The organism is Flavobacterium qiangtangense, from assembly GCF_042658345.1.
In the GTDB taxonomy this organism is placed as follows: Bacteria; Bacteroidota; Bacteroidia; order Flavobacteriales; family Flavobacteriaceae; genus Flavobacterium; species Flavobacterium qiangtangense.
In genome coordinates this window covers 456,361-476,649 of sequence record NZ_JBHSQB010000003.1, presented here as the reverse complement: position 1 = coordinate 476,649, position 20,289 = coordinate 456,361, and the positions used below count along the sequence as shown (strand labels likewise).

Sequence of the window (20,289 nt, the reverse complement as noted above, 5' to 3'; positions counted from 1 at the left end):
TCGCATGGAGAACTTTGTTTAACTGTCCGAAGTTACTTTGTTGAAAAGTCCGTAAGGTGAAAGCTGTTTTCTACAGCACAGCCTTGGTGTCTTTTATTTCGTTTCCGTTTCTTGCGCCTATCAATAGGAAAATCCCGTCCCTCAAACTTTTACCTTGAGACAATACGCCGAAATTTTAAATTCCACGTAAAATGATGACCAACTTTTTATCTCTATAACCTGAATGATCGGTCAAGACCGATTCCTAGATCTTGTTGTTTTTTCATGCTATTGTAAACTGATATGAAATTAAACAGCCGGATATGTACCTCCGTCAACAAGCATATTAGCTCCTGTGATGTAACTTGCACCATCCGATACCAGAAAAGCCACCATATTGGCAATTTCTTCAGGCTCGGCCAAACGGTCCAACGGCACGCCGCCCAGGCTGTCCATAAGTTGTTTTGAAGCTTCTGCTACGGTTTTGCCGATTGTCTGTGCATAGCTTTCCAGAAAAGTTTCCATAGCTGTCGTTCTGACCATGCCCGGGGATACTGTATTTACCCGGACACCGTTTTTGGCAACTTCATTGGCCAGTGTCTTGCTGTACGCGTTTAAAGCCGATTTTATTACGCCGTAGGAGAAATTGGACTCGTACAAGGGTATCTTGCCGTTTAGTGAGGAAATGTGGATAACTACTCCCGAGCTATTTTCGATCATCTTTGGAACCAGTGCCCTATCCAGCCTGATGGAAGCCAAAAGATTGAGTTCGATATCGCTGTTCCAGTCGCTGTCGCCGAGCATCTGGAAACCTCCTGCCGGAGAGGAAGTACCGCCCACATTATTGATTAGGATATCCAGCTTTCCATATTTTTCGATGATTTTTCGTGTAAGCTCGGTTATATTGCTACTATCGGTCAGATCGGCTGCTATAAAATGATGCCCGCCTTCTTCTTCGGATGGCTTTCGTGCCGTTACCACAACTGTTGCCCCATTGGATGCAAGCTTATCTGCTATGGCTTTTCCGATCCCTTTTGTTCCGCCCGTTACCAGCGCTATCTTGCCTGATAATTCATTGTTTGATTTTTCCATTATTGATTGCAGTTATTGAAACATTTGTTTCAGATTTATTTAAAAAAATTTAATGTTGTTTAATTACCGTATCACGCAGGATGGTTTGCAGATGCTCCTGACTCTGACCTGGTTCAAAGTGGGTCAAGTGGATTTCGTGGTGCATTCCGGATTTCTTAAATCCATTCTCAGTAGCAAATTTTTGGAGTAAAGGCAGTGTTTGCAATTCTCCTGCAAAAGGCCCTTTGTGCAAAAGCTGTACACAAGTCCCTGCTGTGTGCGTAAAGTGCTCAAAGTCTTTTGCGAAAGGAAGATTACTTGTTAGCCCAAACTCTTGGATGGCCGCAGCTTTCACAAATTCTGGAATACGGATCGCAAGACGGTACTTCAGTAAATCTAAATCTACCGTTGTATAGAAATTACCGATATCTACATATCCCACTTCTTCCTCATCAAACCAGTAGAATATTTCTACCACGCTGCTCGAAAATGCCAAACCTATTGCAGCATAATGTTGCTCCAGTACAGCAACAAATTCTTTGATAGCAGCCTTCTTTTTATAGAAAAGAGCCGTTCCTGGGCTTCCTTCCCCAAGGATAGACACATAGTTTCCCTCGCTTATTTCCACTACTTCTGGCTTTTCATTTGCCGAGAAATAGTCTTTGTACTCTTGTAGTATATTCATAATTTAAAACGTTTGTTTCAGATTTTGGCAATAAATTATTGTTTGATTTGTCTGATCAAGAAAGCAGCCATATTCATGATGCGATTTTTGTCCTTGTGGATGATGAAAAATTCGTGCCACCCGCTAAAGTGATTGATGATATAATCGGTCAGCATCGCTGCATCTTCGGTAACCGTTATTTCTCCTTTCTGGATCGCTTTTTGCACCAAACTGTTCAAAAGATTATACGTAAAATCATTATCGCGCTTAATGATCTTTTGTACCTGCTCATCGGTAACAGCGACCTCAAAAGTCGTTTTGATAGCCAAGCAACTGTTAGGTTCGCTCGTAATTACATATACCGACGATTGTACAAATTTCTCGATCGCCTTTATGGGAGATTTGATGGGATCCAGTTGCTTTACAGCCTCATTCATTCTGGTCTCGGTATAATGCTTTATGCTGCGGATAAAAAGTTCGTGCTTGTCGCCAATAGTATTGTAAAGGCTGCTGCTATTGATGCCCATAGCCTCCGTCAGATCCCGCATTGTGGTGCCATTATAGCCTTTCCTCCAAAAGACATCCATTGCCTTGGAAACCGCCAGATTTTCGTCAAATTCTACATTTCTTGCCATAATTCAGACGCAAAGATATAAAAATATCTGAAACATCCATTTCAGAATTTAATAATTAGCTGTGCCAGCTGATTTAAATATTTCTGTATGTTAAACTGAAGAAAAAGAAAAAATAAAGGTTAACCCTTTGCATTAAATAAACCAGCAGTTTTCTTACCCACTCCTGGAGAGACTCCCGTAATGAAAATTTTCTCTTGCATAATTTGTTTATTTAATCAAGCTGTTTAAAGTCGCGTTTTGCGACAAGTGAAAATTGTAAGCCGAAATGACCCTGCAAAAAAGCAGGGCAGCTATCGAATGATCCTAAATTACATTCATTCTTTTTGTATCAGGTGTTGCAAATTAGGATCGTTCTTGATACGCTCCATTTCATTTTCGACAATCTTAACAATGTCTAATTTTATCTGGCGGTAATTGGCCTCAATTTGCTGCTTCATAGTCTCCTCTCCCAACTCATTTATAAAAGATAAAATATCAGGGATTTTTTGATATACTTTAGTTTCTGCGGCAACTTTTTCATTGTCCACCACGATTTCAGCATGAAAGATTTTCTGGCCGATGCGTTCCTCAAAATTATCCGATACGGAACCGACAAAAAAACCTTGCGTCAAGCTGGAAATTTTCGATGCCGGTATCAAGCTGTCCAATTGGGTAGATATGGAAGTAGAGGTATCATTGCGATTGATGCTCAGGCTCTGCCTTTTTTGCAATACTTTCCCGAAACGCTCGGAAAGGCTTTTTGCCGTCTCTCCCACGACCTGGCCACTGAATATATTGCCCACGGTGTTTTGGATAACCTTGGCCTCTTTGTCTCCATAATCTCGTATCAATTGGGAGAAGTCCTGAAAGCCCAGACAGACGGCTACCTTATTGCTTCGGGCAGTCGCAATCAAATTATCCAATCCCCTGAAGTAAATTGTCGGCAGCTCATCGATGATAACCGAACTTTTTAGTTGCCCTTTTTTATTGATGAGTTTTACGATCCTCGAGTTGTACAGACCCAACGCGGCTGAATAGACGTTCTGGCGGTCGGGGTTGTTGCCGACGCATAATATTTTGGGTTCCTTCGGATTGTTGATATCCAGCGAAAAATCATCGCCGGTCATTACCCAGTACAGCTGTGGCGAAATCATTCTTGACAAAGGAATTTTTGCCGATGCGATCTGTCCCTGCAGCTGGTCCTGCGCCCCGCCCTGCCAGGCATCCATAAACGGCGACAGGTAATTTTCCAGATCCGGATAGGACGTCAGAATCGTAAATACATCCGAATACTTTTTGTTCAATAGTTCAATCGCATGCGGAAAGGTGCAATACTTGCCGTCCTCATAGATTTTCAGATACCAGATGATGGCCGCCAGCAATATAATGGGGCTTTCCACGAAGAAATCACCCTGTTTCTGTATCCATGACCTGTTCAGGTTCAGCATTATCGTATAGGCAGCTTCATAGGCATCTGATATGTCCGTCATAAAAACAGGATTCAGCGGATTGCAGCGGTGGCTCTTGCGCGGATCATCAAAATTGATGACATAGAATTTAGGCTGCACTTTATACTTATCCGTATGTTTTAACAAATGGTTGTAGGCAATGGTAGAAAGGTCGTCGAACTTAAAATCGTAGATGTACATCGAAAAACCTTTTTCAATCTGCTGTTTGATATAACTATTGACGATGGCGTACGATTTTCCCGACCCTGGCGTTCCCAAGACAATCGTCGCACGAAAAGGATTGACAATATTGATCCATCCATCATTCCATTTTTTCTTGTAGTAAAACCTGGTGGGAAGGTTGACAGAATATTCGTTTTCCATAAGCTTGGTTTCTTGCTGGAAGCTCTCGTTTTCGTTGTTAAAAACATCATCCATTAGATTGGTGCGGAGTAATCGGCTTATCCAAACTCCTGCTACCATAAAGGCAATAAAACCAAAAACAGTGCTAAAAATATATAGAAATGCAGCAGTTGATAACGGCAGTTTCAACAACGGAAAGTTCAGAAAAAAGAAAATAAACCCGATTGCCGATGCTATATGGATGTTACTCCAGTTTATTTTTTCATTTTTCACGCCTTTCGTCCCCCAACAGCTTAATGCGAGCAAGACCAAGGCAAATATCTTGGTATACAATGCGTGCGAGAACAAGCCCGCAGTCTGTTCAAAATTTCCTAAAATTGTATTGATGACTTCCAAGGTCCAGCCACGCTCCAAAAAGAAGCCATAGCAGAACCAATACAGATGCATCAATAACAAAAGGATGCTTACTGCCCGAATAAAAGCCATAATTTTGGCAAGCCCCCTTACGTCGTCTTCTCCCTGCATGCAAATATCCTCTAATGTTCGGGCGTGAATTTAGGCACGAGGCAGCACGAGCCAGAGATATGGCAACTCGAGGTACGGTATGGCTCGGGCCTGCCTAAACCTAAAGGACGCGCGTGCCCTTAGGCATCGAGTCTTGGAGCGCGCATGCGCCAACCGAGACAAATCACCTATTCTGACACAAATCGATCCGCAGGCTCGAGGGCAATACGAATCGGGTTACACTAGCACAGCCAAAAGCAAAGCGCAAATTACTGGTGTATGCTCGAACCAGAAACAGGCAACGAGTAAGCGAATGTGCTGCCCTGGGGTCCAGTCTCCTTGATGTATATCGTGCCTCCCATTGCCTCGATAAATTCGCGGCTGAGCGAAAGGGCGATGCCTGCCCCTGCGTGAGTGGAGCCATCTCCCGTACCGATTTGAAAAAGGCGTCTCTCCAGGTGCTCGTCGATTCCCGGTCCGCCGTCCGAGACTGAAACCTCCAGAAATCCGTCCTTTGGCAAGGCGCCTACTGTTATCAAAGCACCCGCAGGCGAAAACTTGAAGGCATTGGACAGCAGGTTACGGTTGACAAACTGCAGCATTTCACGATCGGCGTGGACGTGCAGGTCCTCTGGTATCAGGTTTTCTACAGACACCCCACGCGCCGAAAGCAACACCTCCATCGATTTTATAGCTTCCTGGAAGAGCTCCCGCAAGGGAAGCTGCTCCAGCCGCAGTGACTCGCCTTGCAGCTGTTGCCTGATCCATTGTAAAGTAGTGTCGAATTGTCCCAAGAGCCCCGAAATTTCACTGTCGAGCTTCTCAAAAAAATCGAACTTCATTTCTTCTTCGAGGGCTTCCCCGCCCTTGAGTATGCGGATCAGGTAGAGTGTCGATATGAGGGGTGACCTGAAATCGTGGGCCAAGATGGAGACCAGCCGGGTCTTGAATTGGTCCGCTGTACGGAGCTGCCTGTTCTGCTGCTCGACAACGCTGTTGATGGCTGCCTTCTGGCGGGCTTCCCGTCTCGTGGCGAGATGCGCCCTAAGCAGCAAGAGGGATAGGATAATCCCCGCCACGCTCAGGCACGTTAGGACTATGGCAGTTCTTCTGGTGAGCTTCTCTGACTTCTCCAGTCCCTCGTAATCCTCCTGAAGCTGTCCGTAACTGACGTAGTCGCCTATGAAATTACCAAGGCGTGCCTGCCGTTCCAAAAGGGCACTGACCAGCGCGTCGTTTATCTCGAGCCTCTTGGCGCTTTGGCCTGCGAGCGCCGCGTAGCGCCTCATCGAGAACAGCACCTCGGCTTTGAGCTCGTCGTAACCCTTCGCCTCGGCAAGTCGGTACTGGCGCTCGGTAAGTTCCAACGACAGCGCCGGATTCTTCGGCTCGTGGTAAATGGCAAGCAGGTTGAGCCCTATGAGCTGCAAGCGCTCGAGGCCGGCAGCGCGCGCCTGATCCAGTGCCGTGGTCAAAAGCGGCAGGGCTGCCGCCCGTTCGCCGCGGGACAGGTAGAAGAGCGCCAAAACCTGGCTGTTGCCGATCAGCAGCTCCTCGTCGCCGTGCGCCGCAGCAATCCGGTTCGATCTTCCGATGTAGTACCGAACGCTGTCTTCCTGCAGCCTCGGGTTGGCAATGCAGTAATTGGTATAAACCTTTCCCATTATGCTGTCCCCTGGGATAGACGCGCCTGCCCTTAAGGCGTGCCGGCTGTAAGCTATTGCGTCTTTTTCCCTTCCCAGCTGCATGCTTGTGCTCGCGAAATTCATATATACCTGGGCTACATTTGCGCTGTCGCCGTACCTGCGGTAGTCCTGCAGGACTCTTCCGAACATCTGAAGCGCCTCATTATTCAGCCCCTTGAGTGCCAAGGCGATCCCAATAACGTTGTCTGAATCCGTCCCTCCCTTTAGGTACCCGATCCGTCCCGCAACCGCTCTTGCACGCATGCCATAGAATACACAGCTGTCAGGACTCTTGAGATGCATGAGCATCCCTATCCTGTTAAGCCTGTCGACATACGCCACGCTGTCCTTGCTGCGCGCAAGGCCCTTCTGGAGCGATACGATTTCGCTGGTCTGTGCAGCCGCAGTGGCAGCAATGAAGAGGACGATCGCAAGGACGGTCCGGCTGCAGGATTTTAAGTTTCTCATAATAAGAGGTTTTGGGTTGCAAATATGCGAAAAAAGATCGAAGGCGTCAGGGCAAGCATTTTTTAAAGCGCCTGTAAGTCCGCTAAAACACACAAGGGGCAGCCCGATGGACTGCCCCTTGTCATTGATAAACTGCAAACAGGATCAAACCTAGCGAGATGGCAAACAAGATCCACCCAAGCCAGAAGCCCCTGCGCCTCTTCTCGACCAACGCCTTGACGATCAGCCGGGCGGCGGCCACGTTCAGGACCAGGCTTCCGCCCATAAGCCAAATAGCAGCTGCTTCTTTCATTACATCCCGCTGATTATAAATTCGCTTCTTCGGTTTTTCTGATGTTCTTCTTCTGAACATTGGACTCCGTCAGCACATTTGTTCAACAGTTGCGTTTCCCCATATCCTTTTCCTGATATTCTCGAGGCATCTATTCCCTCGCGCACCATCCAGGCAATGGTCGATTTTGCCCTAGCCTCGGATAGCCGCTTATTGTATGTCTGGCTCTGGCGGCTGTCCGTATGCGAACGGACATCAACCTTGATGTTTGGAAACTCTTTCATCACGTCAACGATTTTAGCCAGGTCGATCGCGGCATCTGTACGGATATCTGACTTATCCAAGTCGAAATAGATAATCTCGATTCCGAAAGTCTTCGCCAGGTCGGTTCCCACTGCAATTTGCTTTACCGGCTTATCCAATTCCAGTGAAAGCGTTGTCTCACCCGATTTTTCTGGAATCGCTGCCTTCAGCTCGTTTGGAGTATAATCTTTGCTTTCTGCCTTTACATAATAAGAATTGCCGCACGTTACTTCAAAACTATATTTCCCTTCTTGGTCTGCATAAATTGTCTTGATTACCTTGAAAGAAGCATCAGACAAGGTCACGCGCGCATTGGCAATGGGCAGTCCAGATTCTTTGTCTGTAATTGAGCCCGAAAGCAGCTGCTCGCAGGTCAGCTTTCTCGTTTCTTGAAATTTGTAAATATCGTCATAGCCTTTCCCGCCGTCTCTGTTCGAAGAGAAAAATCCGAAACGGGTCTTCACATCAATGATAAAGCCGAAATCATCTTTTGGACCATTTACCGGTTCCCCAACGTTCCTGATTTCCCCATAACTTCCGTCACTGCTGATTTGAGTCACGAAAACATCCAGTCCTCCCAGTCCCAATTGTCCATCGGAAGCGAAATACAATTCACCTTCTTCTGTGACGTACGGGAACGTTTCGCGGCCTTCGGTATTGATTTTATTTCCCAAGTTTTCAGGCGTGCCGAACGTTCCGTCAGAATGGATTGCTACCTTGAACAAATCAGACTGACCTAGGGTTCCCGGCATGTCAGAAGCAAAATATAATGTTTTTTCATCAATGCTTAATGCCGGATGCGCAGTGCTGAACTCATTGCTGGTAAATGGAAGTTCGATGATATTTGTCCATTTATCGTTTTCAAGGACGCCCCTATAGATCTTTAAAAGAGTTGTCCTGTCACTATTTTTTCCCCTTTTTCCATTGTTATAATTGTTTCTGGTGAAGTACACCGTCTTTCCATCTCTTGTGAAAACCGGCGTTGCTTCGTTGAATTTTGAATTTAGCGAAGCATCGAACTTCTCAGGTTCGAGAAGAGCGCCGTCGGGCGTGATCTCAGAAGCGTAAATTTTTGTAAACGACTGGTTGGTCCACTGGTGCTTCCTGTTGAAAATACCGCCCGTATCCCTTGCTGAGGCAAAGACAAGCTTATTGTCATAAAAAGCAGTCCCGTAATCCGAATACTCAGAATTTATTGCGATGTTCTCTACTTTGTAACGGCCAGAATTTACCTTGATGTCTTCTAGATAATCTTTATGTTTTGCATAAAGCTGTGCTCTCAGGTCATCGGCATTCTTCTTGTTGAAAACTGCCAGCATTTCATTTGCCTTCACATAATCTCCTGCCGATTTCAGTGTCTGGGAATAGCGATAATAATATTCTGCATCAACGGGCTGGTTCATTGCGAAAAGCTCGGCATACCATTTATTAGCTTTGTCCAGTTCGGCATTAAAATAATAGGCATTCCCTATTTTTTGAAATAAATCTATTGACCGGTATCCTTTTTCAGCAACTCTTTCATAGGTCTTTATGGCATCGACATACGCATATTTTTCATATTGCTTGTCTGCCGACGCAAGTCTGGCTTCTTGGCCCTGGGCGGCCAGGACGCTTAAGATGGCCCAGGCTGTATATAACTGTTTTTTCATAATTGCTGCTTTTAAAAGAATCTTGGAGACGTTACCCTGCTGTATTTGCTGAACAATTCGAAACGAAGAAAGACTTCATGCGAACCTGAATTATAGTTTGAGAGCTTTGTCGTTTCCATGTCGTATCCGTATCCTATAAGTAGGCCATCGGTTATTTGAAATCCTGCCATAGCGCTAGCAGCAGCATCCCATCTCCATGCCAATCCAAGGGTGAACTTTTCGTTGAAAAGAAAATTTCCTGAAAGATCTGCCTGGAGCGGCGCTCCCTCTACGGCTTTTACCAAAAAAGCCGGCTTGAACTTTACGCTCGGGGTCAGGTCAAACACATAGCCTCCGATCAGGTAGGCATTCATCCGTTCCTTATTTATCGAGACTGAATTATCGTCGTAGCGGTGCGTCTCGAAGAAACTGGGAACAGAAAGCCCCACATACATTCTGTCAGAATGGAGATAGACGCCGGCCCCTATATTCGGGGTAAAATTATTGTTCAGGTCCTGGAATCGGGGATCTCCCTGGTCAGCAGGATTTAACTTGCTGACATCGAGATTGAATAGGTTGGCGGTGGCCTTGATTCCAAAGGACAGCTTGAAGGTTTCTGATGTTCTTACCGTATAGGATATGTCTGTCGAGATTGCATTTTCATCGGTCGGCCCTATCCTGTCGTTGACAAATGAAAGTCCGATTCCAAGATTGGTGCCTTCGATCGGGGTGCTTATAGATACTGCATTGGTTACCGGTGCCCCATCCAGGCCGACCCACTGCGTCCTGTGAAGCCCAAAGACGCTCAAGACCCCTCTGGTTCCGGCATAGGCTGGATTTACATTGACGGTATTGTACATATATTGCGTGTACTGCGCATCCTGCTGTGCGAAGGCATCCGCCGCCACAAGGATCCAGACCGAAAGTATAATTATTTTTTTCATGATTAATTTTGTTATTCCGGGAATCTTGCGACTCCCGGAAATTTAACTTTACCTGCTTAAATATAAATAGCCGCTTTTCTCACTGACAGAACCGTCTGGTCTTTTATATTTCAAGAAATAGAAATAGGTACCGTCCGGCAAGCCTTCCGATTTGTTTACGGTAACCCTTCCTCCCGAATAACCTCTGAACGACTTGTCGTTGTTATTATAGCCATTTACTTCGTAGACTAAAACTCCCCAACGGTTGAAAATCTGTACTTGGTTGTCTGGATAGCATTCCAAACCACCTATGTAGAAAATCTCATTGCTTCCGTCATCGTTTGGAGATACAGCGTTGAAAACGTTTATCGTGCATCCTTCAATTGCTACGACCGTCGGCTCGTTACCTGCATTATCCGTATCATCAGACTCATCAGAGACTTCTTGTCCAAGAGGGCTTCTACCCGTTACGATCGCTTGGTTAGAAACACTTCCTGCATTGATGTCAGCTTGCGTAATTGCGTACGTTGCAGTAAATGTAGTACTGTCGTTTTGCCCGACAGCTAGATTTATAGGCCCGCCAATTACAACCACTCCTGGAAGCGGATCATTGATGGTTACATCACTCAAGCTCACGTTTCCGGTATTGGTAACGGTAAAGTTATAAGTAATAGTTTCTCCAGCTTCCGCGATTCCGTTACTGTTTGCATCATTGAATGTTGCTGTCTTGATTAAGGCGATGCCTGGATTTTGCTCTAGGATGGTAACAGTACAATCCGGGCAAGTCGGCTCATACAATGGGTCTGTCGGATCAAGAGGCGAAGGATCTTGCGATTCGTCGTCTACTGGATTTCCGTTAGGATCAGTTCCTTCGGCAAAAGCCAAATTGTAAACCGCTCCCAATTCAATATCTGCCTGAGTTATCGTATATGTTGCCGTGAATGTAACTGCATCAGAAGCTTGTGGCGCTAAAGAAGCTAATGGTCCACCTGAAACGGCAACAATTGGATCGGTTAGCGAAATATCCGTGATGGTAACATTTCCGGTGTTCGTTACCGTAAATTCATATTCGATCACATCCCCGACATTCACGATGCCGTCACTATTCGTATCTGCATACGTTCCGTCTTTGGTCACGGCAATCGAAGGGGCCTGGACAATCTCAACGATCGTGCAAGTGGCACACGCCGGATCAACCGGACAGGTAGCGCACGGCGTCGGATCTTCAGACTCATGCGTTACAGGGTCACCCTGAGGGTCATTCCCTGAAGCCAGAGCCAGGTTATAGACATAGCCGGCATCGATATCCGCCTGAGTGATGACATGGACCGCCGTGAAGCTGGTCGAGTCAGTCGCTCCTGCCGCCAATGAAGCCAGCGAGCCTGTTACAACCGCGTTCTCATCGGTTACAATTATATTGGTCAGTGTCGTATTGCCCGTATTGGCTACCGTGAAGGCATAGTTGACCACGTCCCCGACATTCGCGATGCCGTCGGCGTTCGTATCTGCATACGTTCCGTCTTTGGTCACGGCAATCGAAGGAGCCTGGACAATCTCAACGATCGTGCAAGTGGCACACGCCGGATCAACCGGACAGGTAGCGCACGGCGTCGGATCGTTTGATTCATCCTCTATCGGATTTCCTTTTGGATCGTTCCCTGAAGCCAGAGCCAGGTTATAGACATAGCCGGCATCGATATCCGCCTGAGTGATGACATGGACCGCCGTGAAGCTCGTCGAGTCAGTCGCTCCTGCCGCCAATGAAGCCAGCGAGCCTGTTACAACCGCATTATCATCCGTTACAGCGATATTTGTCAGTGTCGTATTGCCCGTATTGGTTACCGTGAAGGTATAGTTGACCACGTCCCCTACATTCGCGATGCCGTCGGCGTTCGTATCTGCATACGTTCCGTCTTTGGTCACGGCAATCGAAGGAGCCTGGACAATCTCAACGATCGTGCACGTGGCACATGCCGGATCAACCGGACAGGTAGCGCACGGCGTCGGGTCTTCAGACTCATCCGNGAAGCCAGAGCCAGGTTATAGACATAGCCGGCATCGATATCCGCCTGAGTGATGACATGGACCGCCGTGAAGCTGGTCGAGTCAGTCGCTCCTGCCGCCAATGAAGCCAGCGAGCCTGTTACAACCGCGTTCTCATCGGTTACGATTATATTGGTCAGGGTCGTATTGCCCGTATTGGCTACCGTGAAGGCATAGTTGACCACGTCCCCGACATTGGCAATGCCGTCGGCGTTCACATCTGCATACGTTCCGTCTTTGGTCACGGCAATCGAAGGTACTCCTGCAATTATAACTGAACCTGTCGTGGAACTGCAATTATCAACAGCAGCTGTTTCACAAATAGTATAAGAAAACGGATATTCTCCTGGCGGGGTATCCTCGGCCACGGTAATTGTTCCGTCAAGATTAATGGTTATTGGACTACCACCTACCGTGGTATCTGTAATAACTACATTGCCACCCAATCCTGGTATTGCCGGATTGCCATTTAATGTATCATTATCAGTTACTAATGGCAATGGCGTTGTTTGACCTGACGTATATGGAATATCGTTATCTTCCACTGCTAATATCGGACACGTAACAGCATTCAATCCCGATCCATAGCCAGTCATATACGTAAGTCCGATTACAAATTGGGTCGCTTTGACCGTATTGTTACTAACAGGATCCCAGATAATTTGATTAAAACTATTGTCATTAAACAATTCTAAAGGTTCTAAGATACCGCCGCTTGTTTTGGAACCTAATAGAGATATGGAACCGTTTGGATTGATAATTACTCGAATTATTGGATTGGTAGCAGCGCTGCCGGTTATCTGATATATTTGGGAGATTCCCCCAGTTCCATAATTACTTCCATCTGCGAATCTGACATTTTGTGGCAAAGTGCTATTTCCCGCTTGGAACTGTATTTCCTTAGTAGTAATATTTACACCGTTTACCTGTAAGTTAAAAGAATTATCTAAGGTATAAATATCAAATTGAAAACCGTAATCTGCTGATGGCGCGTTAAAAGTATAAGAATAAATACTCGGATTAGGATCCGCTGCAGTTGTAAAGCTAACACCTGCGGTTTCTTCAAAACAATTACTAACCCCAGAAATTGAATTTTGAACACGTACCGTTACAGTGGCTGTATCGCAATTTAGAGGTACAGCACCATTTTCACATAAAGTATAAGTTATACTATAAAGTCCTGATAGCGCACTTGGACTGACAGTAACCGTCCCGCTTGAGGTATCAAGATTCAAACTGTTAGTATCACCTGTAACCCCTGTTATTGAAACTTGTCCAGGAGATGATCCTAAAACAACAGCTGTTCCATTGATAATATCATTAGAAGTCACTGCCGAAGGGATCGACGCACCTGCAACTAATGGAGTTGCACTGTTATCATCGTCTTCGGCAATAATCAATGATACCTGAGGACAAACATTAACGCTAATTATAGCTTCTTCAGATAAATTTCCGTTAACATCTGAAATTAAATAATTTACTGAGGTTCCTGAGAAAGTAGCCTCAGGCGTAAATCTTACTTCTCCAGTAGTTGTATCCACAATGAATTCACCTTGACCTGAAACGGTTAGAGCAGTAACCGGTGCACTACCATTTAGAAGTCTTACACTTGTAATATCTATAGCTAAAGTACCCGCTTGATCAGTATTTAAAACATCAATGCTTATTTCAGTTCCTCCCGCAATTGCACAACTCTCATCGTCTACTGCTAACGGAGCAACTGCAGCGCTTGTACACCTGGCTCCATCACCAGGACTTAAGCCACTTAAAGCAGACGAAAATACAGTTGTATTTATAGTGCCAGCAGAAATTATTTCATGCGTTTTTGCAATCCTGGAAATAACGCCGGTTCCATTGTTACCAACAAATAAATTTCCTTCGCTGTCCATAAATGAAGTACCGTATGATGCACTTGTCAAACCAGATACCGTACCTAAGTTTATAACACTATTCAATATGATATCATATTTTAGCAAACTAACCGGAGAATTACTCGTTACTGCATAAATATTTTTATCAATTGGATTAAAAGCAAAATCGTTTATTGAATTTGTATAAGATAATTTATCATGCATAACTAAATAATCAGAAGCTAGAGGATTCAAGTTAATAGTTACAAATTTATTATTACCATATAAATATAAAACACCGTCATCACTAACATCTCCAGCAGGGTAAGAACCTGTCAAGCCATTTATAGAAAGCAATTGTACGTCTCCATTAGCTCCTATTCGAACAATTTGGTTCGTATTATAACGAAATCCATAGATATAATCGTCTATTAGATTATAGCCTACGCCATTAATAAATTGATTTGGTCCAGATGCAATTAAAGGCTGCCTAATGATTTGTTCATCTCCGCTTGCAAGATTAAAACCATATAAACTGGTAACAAAATTACTGCTCGGACCCGCGTTCGTTAAAATGAAACCTGTTCCGGCACTACAATCAAAAGGAGGTAATATTTGCGGGGTCAGTGTTACTGTTGAAGTGTTATTAAATAGTACTGGATCGGTTGTAGCATCGGAAGAAACGCTGGCTGTGTTTTCATAATCACCAGTAGTATTTACTACTGCAGTAATTGTTAAAGTCACAGAAGCTTGATTGGCTAAAGTACCAATTGTCCAAATACCCGTTGTAGCATTATAACTTCCAGATCCATTATCTCCTTTGTAAGTGTAGCCACTTGTCAGTTGATCAGCAACTAAAAGAGATTGAGCATCGTCAGGCCCATTGTTTTTGACAGTTAATGTAAATGTCACATTATCAAAACCAAAAGGAGTCATATTATTTACAATTTTAGTAACAGAAATATCCGCAACATTTACTACGGGAGGCGCAGCATCAACAGCTAAAGAATTAGCTTTAATATTATTACAATTTTCGGCAGCTGTTCCATTTCGGCATTCTAGGTGAGGATCTGTCGGTGGCGTTACCCCGGGGTTTGTTGCATCAATATCCGTTACGTCCGCCGGACGAATAATGGTGCCTTCCACAATTAGCGGCTGCCCGGCTAATGATGCGCCAACTGTTCCCGTGATTGTGAAAACAATTTCAGAACCGTTTGTCATATCCAGAGCCGCAGTATAATTGCCCGTAACTGGATCAATCGTTCCATCAACTACGACTACCGTTCCCTGGTCATTTACATAAGTAACACTGGTAATCGCGAATCCAGCTGGGACGTTAAACGCAAAACCAGCACCAGTTACATCACTTGGCCCATTGTTTTTTACAACAACCTCATAATTGATCGCTTGACCAACACCCACAGTCGTCGTCGATGGCGTGATGCTTTCTACTTCTAGATCTGCAGAAGCGATTACAATATTCAAAGTTTTGATAATAACTGCGCCCGGAACAAAACTCCACGTATCTAGCGACTTTTCATTTCCAAAACTTGAACCTCCATCGCCTGTATTTCCAGAACCCGAACTTCCTGTAGTATTTCGCCCCCATTTGTGCCCGTTGCTGTTACTTGAAATTCCTAAATTTCCAGAAGCGGTCGGGTTTGATTTTGTATTTGCGTTGCCACCGGCAACATTAGCATCATCCCAATAGACCAAATCTCTATTTGGAGAATATAAGGTATAATTTTCGTCTAATTGCTCTATTATGATACCTCCCGGATTAATCTCCATGTCAATGAAAGGAAAATGGACTTCGGCACCAAAAAGCTGTACCCTGATCTCTCCAATATTAGTATTAGGAGGCAAAATGTTGCCTGCACCGTCTTTACCGTCCCATAGAATAGTATTAGTTCCGACAATACAGTTCCCTGTAATTGTTCTCGTTGGAAAATCGCCAATTACTTCAATTCTATAGCTTCCTGCGAGGTTGGAATCAAAGCCGATATATGCTCCCTTGTTTCCTGAAAGATTTGGCGTTCCTTCTACTCCCGTATAGGTTATGTTTGTCGCAGTGGGCGTCACCGTGTTATTTTTCAACCATGTCGAGACGCTTGAGGTTGTGCTGACAGCTTGTGCCGCGCTTGAAGGCAGGTCGGCGGATGGCGCCGTATAAAATATCTTATGCGTGACATTGTTGGCATTGTCCAAGGCCCTAGGGTCATGGACCCTGAAGTCCGCATTCGATGGGTTGGAGATGTTTAAGCTGCTGTAGGATGAATTTCCTGCAGTATCTAAAAACCCTTTATTATTTACAAAAAACGTAAAACCTACCCCGTTGGATCCGTTGTTTGTTACTCTGTAGGCAACTCCATCCCTGGTCAAAACGAAAAAATTGCCGTAAAAGGCTTTTGTATTTAAAAACGAGCTTCCCTGGATGTGGAGGTTGAAAACATTTGAGTATACCCTTCCTGGAATCCAGGCTGCATTCGATGCATTTCTGACGGATACGTCCCAGGCACTGATGAGTTCGGTATTGCTGGACTGCGTCCATGCGCCGTCGGCAGCCGTGTCAGAAACGGTGGGTGTCGTACTGCTGGTCGCCGAACCGGTCGGCAAAAATTCTACTTTCCATATTCCCGCCTGTCCCGCACCTACGGTAACCGTATAGGGAACATACCTGTTGCCCCCCGATCCTTGTCCCGGATATCGGGGACCGGCTAGTTCGCCATTCCGATTGGGTATCTGGCCGGTCGTGCCAGCTGCTGTAGTATATTCTGCACCATCTGGGGCGATAAGCCGGATGCGGCCGTTTCCGATATTTTGGGCACTTGACGCTGCGGCAATTGTCTCTCCCGCGCCGGCATATACATAATGGGTTCCCAGGGTCTTGAACGGCCAGGAATTAATTGTTGTCCCCCCAGCTGTGTAGCTGTTACTGTACAGGAAGGCTCGGTTTCCGGCAGCTCCCGCAGGATACAAATCTTTACTTCCGTCAGCATACGCGCCTGACCAAAAGCCAGTCATGAGGATTAGGCTTGCTGCAAATGCATGTTTCATTCTCGCCGCGGTACCGCTGAGAAACACATTCATGCGTCGACAGGTTAACAGGCCCGTCTTGCAAGAGTAGTTCTTATTCATAGTATTGTGTATTAATTGAAAAGGACAGGATTAATTAGGGTGTTGATCATGCTACCAAGGCGGTATAAAATTGCAACCTGTTCTATTTCTTTTATTCGGCGGTAAAAGTATTCCGCTTAAGCATAGAAAACCAATCATGCACTGTCCGTATTCAGTAATCTGAATACACAATTTGTGCGATAAACCTCAATATTTCAAGGTACTCGCGCGTTCTGCCGCGCCTATAAGAATTGCGCAAGCGACTGAAGTTCGCACTGCCAAAAAACAAAAAAATTGAAAAAAAAAAACACCCTATTCAGAGTGTTTGTGCTTTTTGGACGCCTTATGTTGTTCCAAAAAAATAGAGGGCGAGAGGCCGAGTACTGATTTAAACACGGCTGAGAATTTACTGTGAGAAGAAAATCCGGCTACTTCAGCTAGATAGCTGATCTTGTAATTAGCGTAGGCTGCGTCATTCTCTATTTTATTGACAATAAAATATACGCGAAGCTCATTGATGTAGGAATTAAAATCTTTCCCTTTTCGGTTGTTTATTATATAGGAGAGGTACTTCGAATTGGTATCCAGCAACGCGGAAACAGATGCAAGGGATATGGTGCTGTCCGTAAACTTGCTGCCAGATTCAAATTTGGCGAGCCTCTCAATCAAGAGCTGTTCGACTTCGGGCGACATCATGGCAGCATCCTTTTTGTCCGCCGGGAGGAATGGTAAGGCCGTGTCTGCCACAGGTTCGTTTGCCTGTGCTCTTCGTTCCCGAAGCTGCTTTATGATTTTTTGAAATTTTTTCTTCTCTTTCTTTTTCCTAGCCCCGTAGACTAAAAATGACGCAATCAGGATGAGCAGGGCTGCGACTCCCCCGTAGGCATATACCCTGCTCTTATGTTCCGACCCTTTCGCCTCTTCTTTTACAGAAATAACAATGGTATCGGCGCTTTTTTGGTCTTCTATAAGCTGGCTTGCTGCCGTTTGGTCGTAGAGCTTGTTGTAGCGCATGTGACTGCCCATGTCGCCGGTGCGTTCATAGTAGGCTGAGAGATCTTTATAAACGTCAAGCTTCAAGGCAACAAAATCTGCCTTTTCTGCTATGGAAAGTGCCTGAACAAAATAGTTTTTCGCTTCATTGAGTTTCTTATTCCTCATGCAGATCTTGCCCAGCCCATCGTAGATAAACCCTTTCAGTGGCGAATCGCCCCCTGAAGCCTTTTCCAGGTAGGCAAGGCCTTTCATGTAGTCGGTTTCGGCCACATCATAGCGCGATGCGGAAATATGGTTCTTGCCCAGCAGTTCCTGGTTGGTGGCAAGGAAAAAAAATTTTGACTGGGAGTCGCGCAGCGTATGAAAGAGGTTGTCGGCAGCTTCAAGGCTCGTAATTGCTTGGTGGTACTGCCTGTCTTCCATTTGGTAATAGGCGCGCTCCTGTAGTGCGATAGCCTGAAATTGACGAGACAGGCTGGGATTTTCAATTTTTTTCGAGGCCTCCAGCCCCTCTGAAAGGAATTTGAGGCCTGAATGCTTTAGGCCCATGGATCTGTACTGGGTAGACAGAAAGCCGGAAATGCGCGCAACCCACTCATGATTTCCCAGTTCCACGGCAATCGCATTTGCTTTGAGGGCATATTTTATCGCGCTGTTCCTGTCCCCTTTTTTGGTGTTAATGTCGGCCGACAGCATTAATGCCCTGACCTTGTCTGTGCCATCAATTGTATGCCGGAATAGCGAATCTGCAATCAGCAAGGCCTTCCCATTGTCCTTGCCAGAGACATTGACAGCGGTATTGTAGAAAATACTATCAAATTTGCTTTGTTTCTGAGCGTAAGATGCGTTAAGCGTCAGTATCATGCTGGAGATTAGGCATTTTACAACAGTGTTGTTAAGAAAAGTTAGAAAGCGAACGGGGTTATTTTGCGAAAGTGTCATCGGCAAGGGTGTGGAATTTAGAATGCAAATTTAATTTAATTCAAATATAAATAACATAATTAAACGCCGAAAAACGGAATTGATACATTTAATTTTTATTGGACCGGGATATACATCCAATCCGTTGCAATCATCACTTCCCTCGTCTCTTGTTCTTTCGCATGCTGTTTGCAAAGTACTGTTCTTCATAATCTTCTCCCATTGCCTCAGGAAGCAAGGAGCCCAAAACTGCTAACACACCGCCCTCGCCCTTTTTAGTACTCAGAAAGTCGAACAAATGGTGAGCTTCTTCCACAGGCAAATCTTCCATATCGTTCGACATAGGAAAACTTACTTGTGATTGGACTGATTCTTTAGTTTCCGGTTTGATGTTATTATTCCAATACTCATTAAAAATATTGGCAGAAAGTTCTTTTCCAAATCGCGAACCATTCCAAACTGTTTTAGAATTATGGTCAATAAAAGTTATCGCATAAATTCTTCCTGTACCAGTTCTCCTAATCACTACATTAATCCCTTGTACGGCTAACTGTTTCTTAAAACTCACTTCATCATTTGTTGATTGTATAGCAATGTTTACAGCAGATTTTAAAGTTTTTCGAACAGGATTATTTCTTAATTCAATTTTACATTTCTCAAAATGCATTTCCAAAGCTGGAAGTCCAGCACTTTTCCCAAACATAGAAGCTTTGAACGGATGGCCGGCTTTTTCTCCCTTTTCATTTAATGGAATGTATAGTAAACCCTGTCGCAACTGCCCCTGCAATTCACTTTCTACCCTTTCGGCGGTAATCTTGAAAAGGGAAAGCAGGGCGTTGTATTCGCCCAAAGTTTGGTATTTATAGTAGTTCGGCAAATGGCGGATAACAGAAGCTAACTGGCTTTTTATATCTCCAGCTTTGCAATCTACCGGACGGAAAACTTTGTCATTATGCTTGTGTTCTTTATCAGTTGCGGTTATCAATCCGTATTTCCTTTCGAGCTCACGGCACACCTTCATAGAACGCATTTTTTCGAACTTGTCCGAAATCTTTTTACCCTCTTCGTCCACACAGACCGATACGATGTGGATATGGCTGCGATCGATATCGGTATGCTTGAAAACCACAAAAGGCTGCTGCCCATAACCCATTTCACGCATATATTCTTCCGCCATTTCACTGAAATTATCATCACTTACCTTATCATTCTGGTCGGGATTGAGAGAAATATGCAAGGTATGTTTCTCGGTATTTCGGTTGGCGATTAGGTAAGGTGCAAATGATTGGGCTAATTGTGCAACAGAATAATGACCATTCGCGGTTTCAATCATCTTGTTGGCGAGCAAAATCTGTCCGTTTTCATTCTCCACTTTTAGCTGATTGTATGCCAATGCTCCATATAAATTGCTGCTTCTGCCAATTTTTGCTATCATACTTTT

The 20,289-nt window shown here is 45.0% G+C and carries 12 protein-coding genes; all 12 read right to left on the bottom strand.

Going from position 1 to position 20,289, the window contains the following annotated elements; all coding sequences use genetic code 11:
* Positions 1 to 288: 288 nt before the first annotated feature.
* Positions 289 to 1,071, bottom strand: coding sequence for an SDR family oxidoreductase (locus ACFPVY_RS02225; protein WP_379790072.1), 783 nt, complete (start codon positions 1,069 to 1,071; stop codon positions 289 to 291).
* 49 nt (positions 1,072 to 1,120) lie between these two features.
* Positions 1,121 to 1,735 (bottom strand): hypothetical protein, encoded by a 615-nt coding sequence (locus ACFPVY_RS02220; RefSeq protein ID WP_379790071.1) that lies wholly within the window; start codon positions 1,733 to 1,735, stop codon positions 1,121 to 1,123.
* A gap of 35 nt (positions 1,736 to 1,770) precedes the next feature.
* Positions 1,771 to 2,349 (bottom strand): TetR/AcrR family transcriptional regulator, encoded by a 579-nt coding sequence (locus ACFPVY_RS02215; RefSeq protein WP_379790070.1) that lies wholly within the window; start codon positions 2,347 to 2,349, stop codon positions 1,771 to 1,773.
* A gap of 314 nt (positions 2,350 to 2,663) precedes the next feature.
* Positions 2,664 to 4,664, bottom strand: coding sequence for a conjugal transfer protein MobC (gene mobC / locus ACFPVY_RS02210; RefSeq protein WP_379790069.1), 2,001 nt, complete (start codon positions 4,662 to 4,664; stop codon positions 2,664 to 2,666).
* 248 nt (positions 4,665 to 4,912) lie between these two features.
* Positions 4,913 to 6,796 (bottom strand): sensor histidine kinase, encoded by a 1,884-nt coding sequence (locus ACFPVY_RS02205; protein WP_379790068.1) that lies wholly within the window; start codon positions 6,794 to 6,796, stop codon positions 4,913 to 4,915.
* A gap of 121 nt (positions 6,797 to 6,917) precedes the next feature.
* Positions 6,918 to 7,088: a hypothetical protein gene (locus ACFPVY_RS02200; protein ID WP_379790067.1), complete on the bottom strand. Its 171-nt coding sequence runs from the start codon at positions 7,086 to 7,088 to the stop codon at positions 6,918 to 6,920.
* Positions 7,088 to 9,019: an OmpA family protein gene (locus tag ACFPVY_RS02195; RefSeq protein ID WP_379790066.1), complete on the bottom strand. Its 1,932-nt coding sequence runs from the start codon at positions 9,017 to 9,019 to the stop codon at positions 7,088 to 7,090. The genes ACFPVY_RS02200 and ACFPVY_RS02195 overlap by 1 nt, the downstream gene beginning before the upstream one ends.
* An 11-nt stretch (positions 9,020 to 9,030) precedes the next feature.
* Positions 9,031 to 9,942 (bottom strand): PorP/SprF family type IX secretion system membrane protein, encoded by a 912-nt coding sequence (locus ACFPVY_RS02190; protein WP_379790065.1) that lies wholly within the window; start codon positions 9,940 to 9,942, stop codon positions 9,031 to 9,033.
* A 48-nt stretch (positions 9,943 to 9,990) separates the two neighbouring features.
* Positions 9,991 to 11,844 carry a DUF7507 domain-containing protein gene (locus tag ACFPVY_RS02185; RefSeq protein ID WP_379790063.1) on the bottom strand — a complete coding sequence of 618 codons (1,854 nt, stop codon included), beginning with the start codon at positions 11,842 to 11,844 and terminating at the stop codon, positions 9,991 to 9,993.
* The gene (locus tag ACFPVY_RS02180) at positions 11,841 to 15,605 is read right to left on the bottom strand and encodes a DUF7507 domain-containing protein (RefSeq protein WP_465254357.1); all 3,765 of its coding nucleotides are present in this window, start codon (positions 15,603 to 15,605) and stop codon (positions 11,841 to 11,843) included. Before ACFPVY_RS02180 ends, ACFPVY_RS02185 begins: the two co-directional genes overlap by 4 nt.
* Positions 15,606 to 17,243: 1,638 nt before the next feature.
* The gene (locus ACFPVY_RS02175) at positions 17,244 to 18,791 is read right to left on the bottom strand and encodes a tetratricopeptide repeat protein (RefSeq protein ID WP_379790061.1); all 1,548 of its coding nucleotides are present in this window, start codon (positions 18,789 to 18,791) and stop codon (positions 17,244 to 17,246) included.
* 211 nt (positions 18,792 to 19,002) lie between these two features.
* A complete protein-coding gene (gene mobB / locus ACFPVY_RS02170; RefSeq protein ID WP_379790060.1) occupies positions 19,003 to 20,283 on the bottom strand; it encodes a conjugal transfer protein MobB in 1,281 nt (426 codons plus the stop codon).
* Between the last annotated feature and the right edge of the window lie 6 nt (positions 20,284 to 20,289).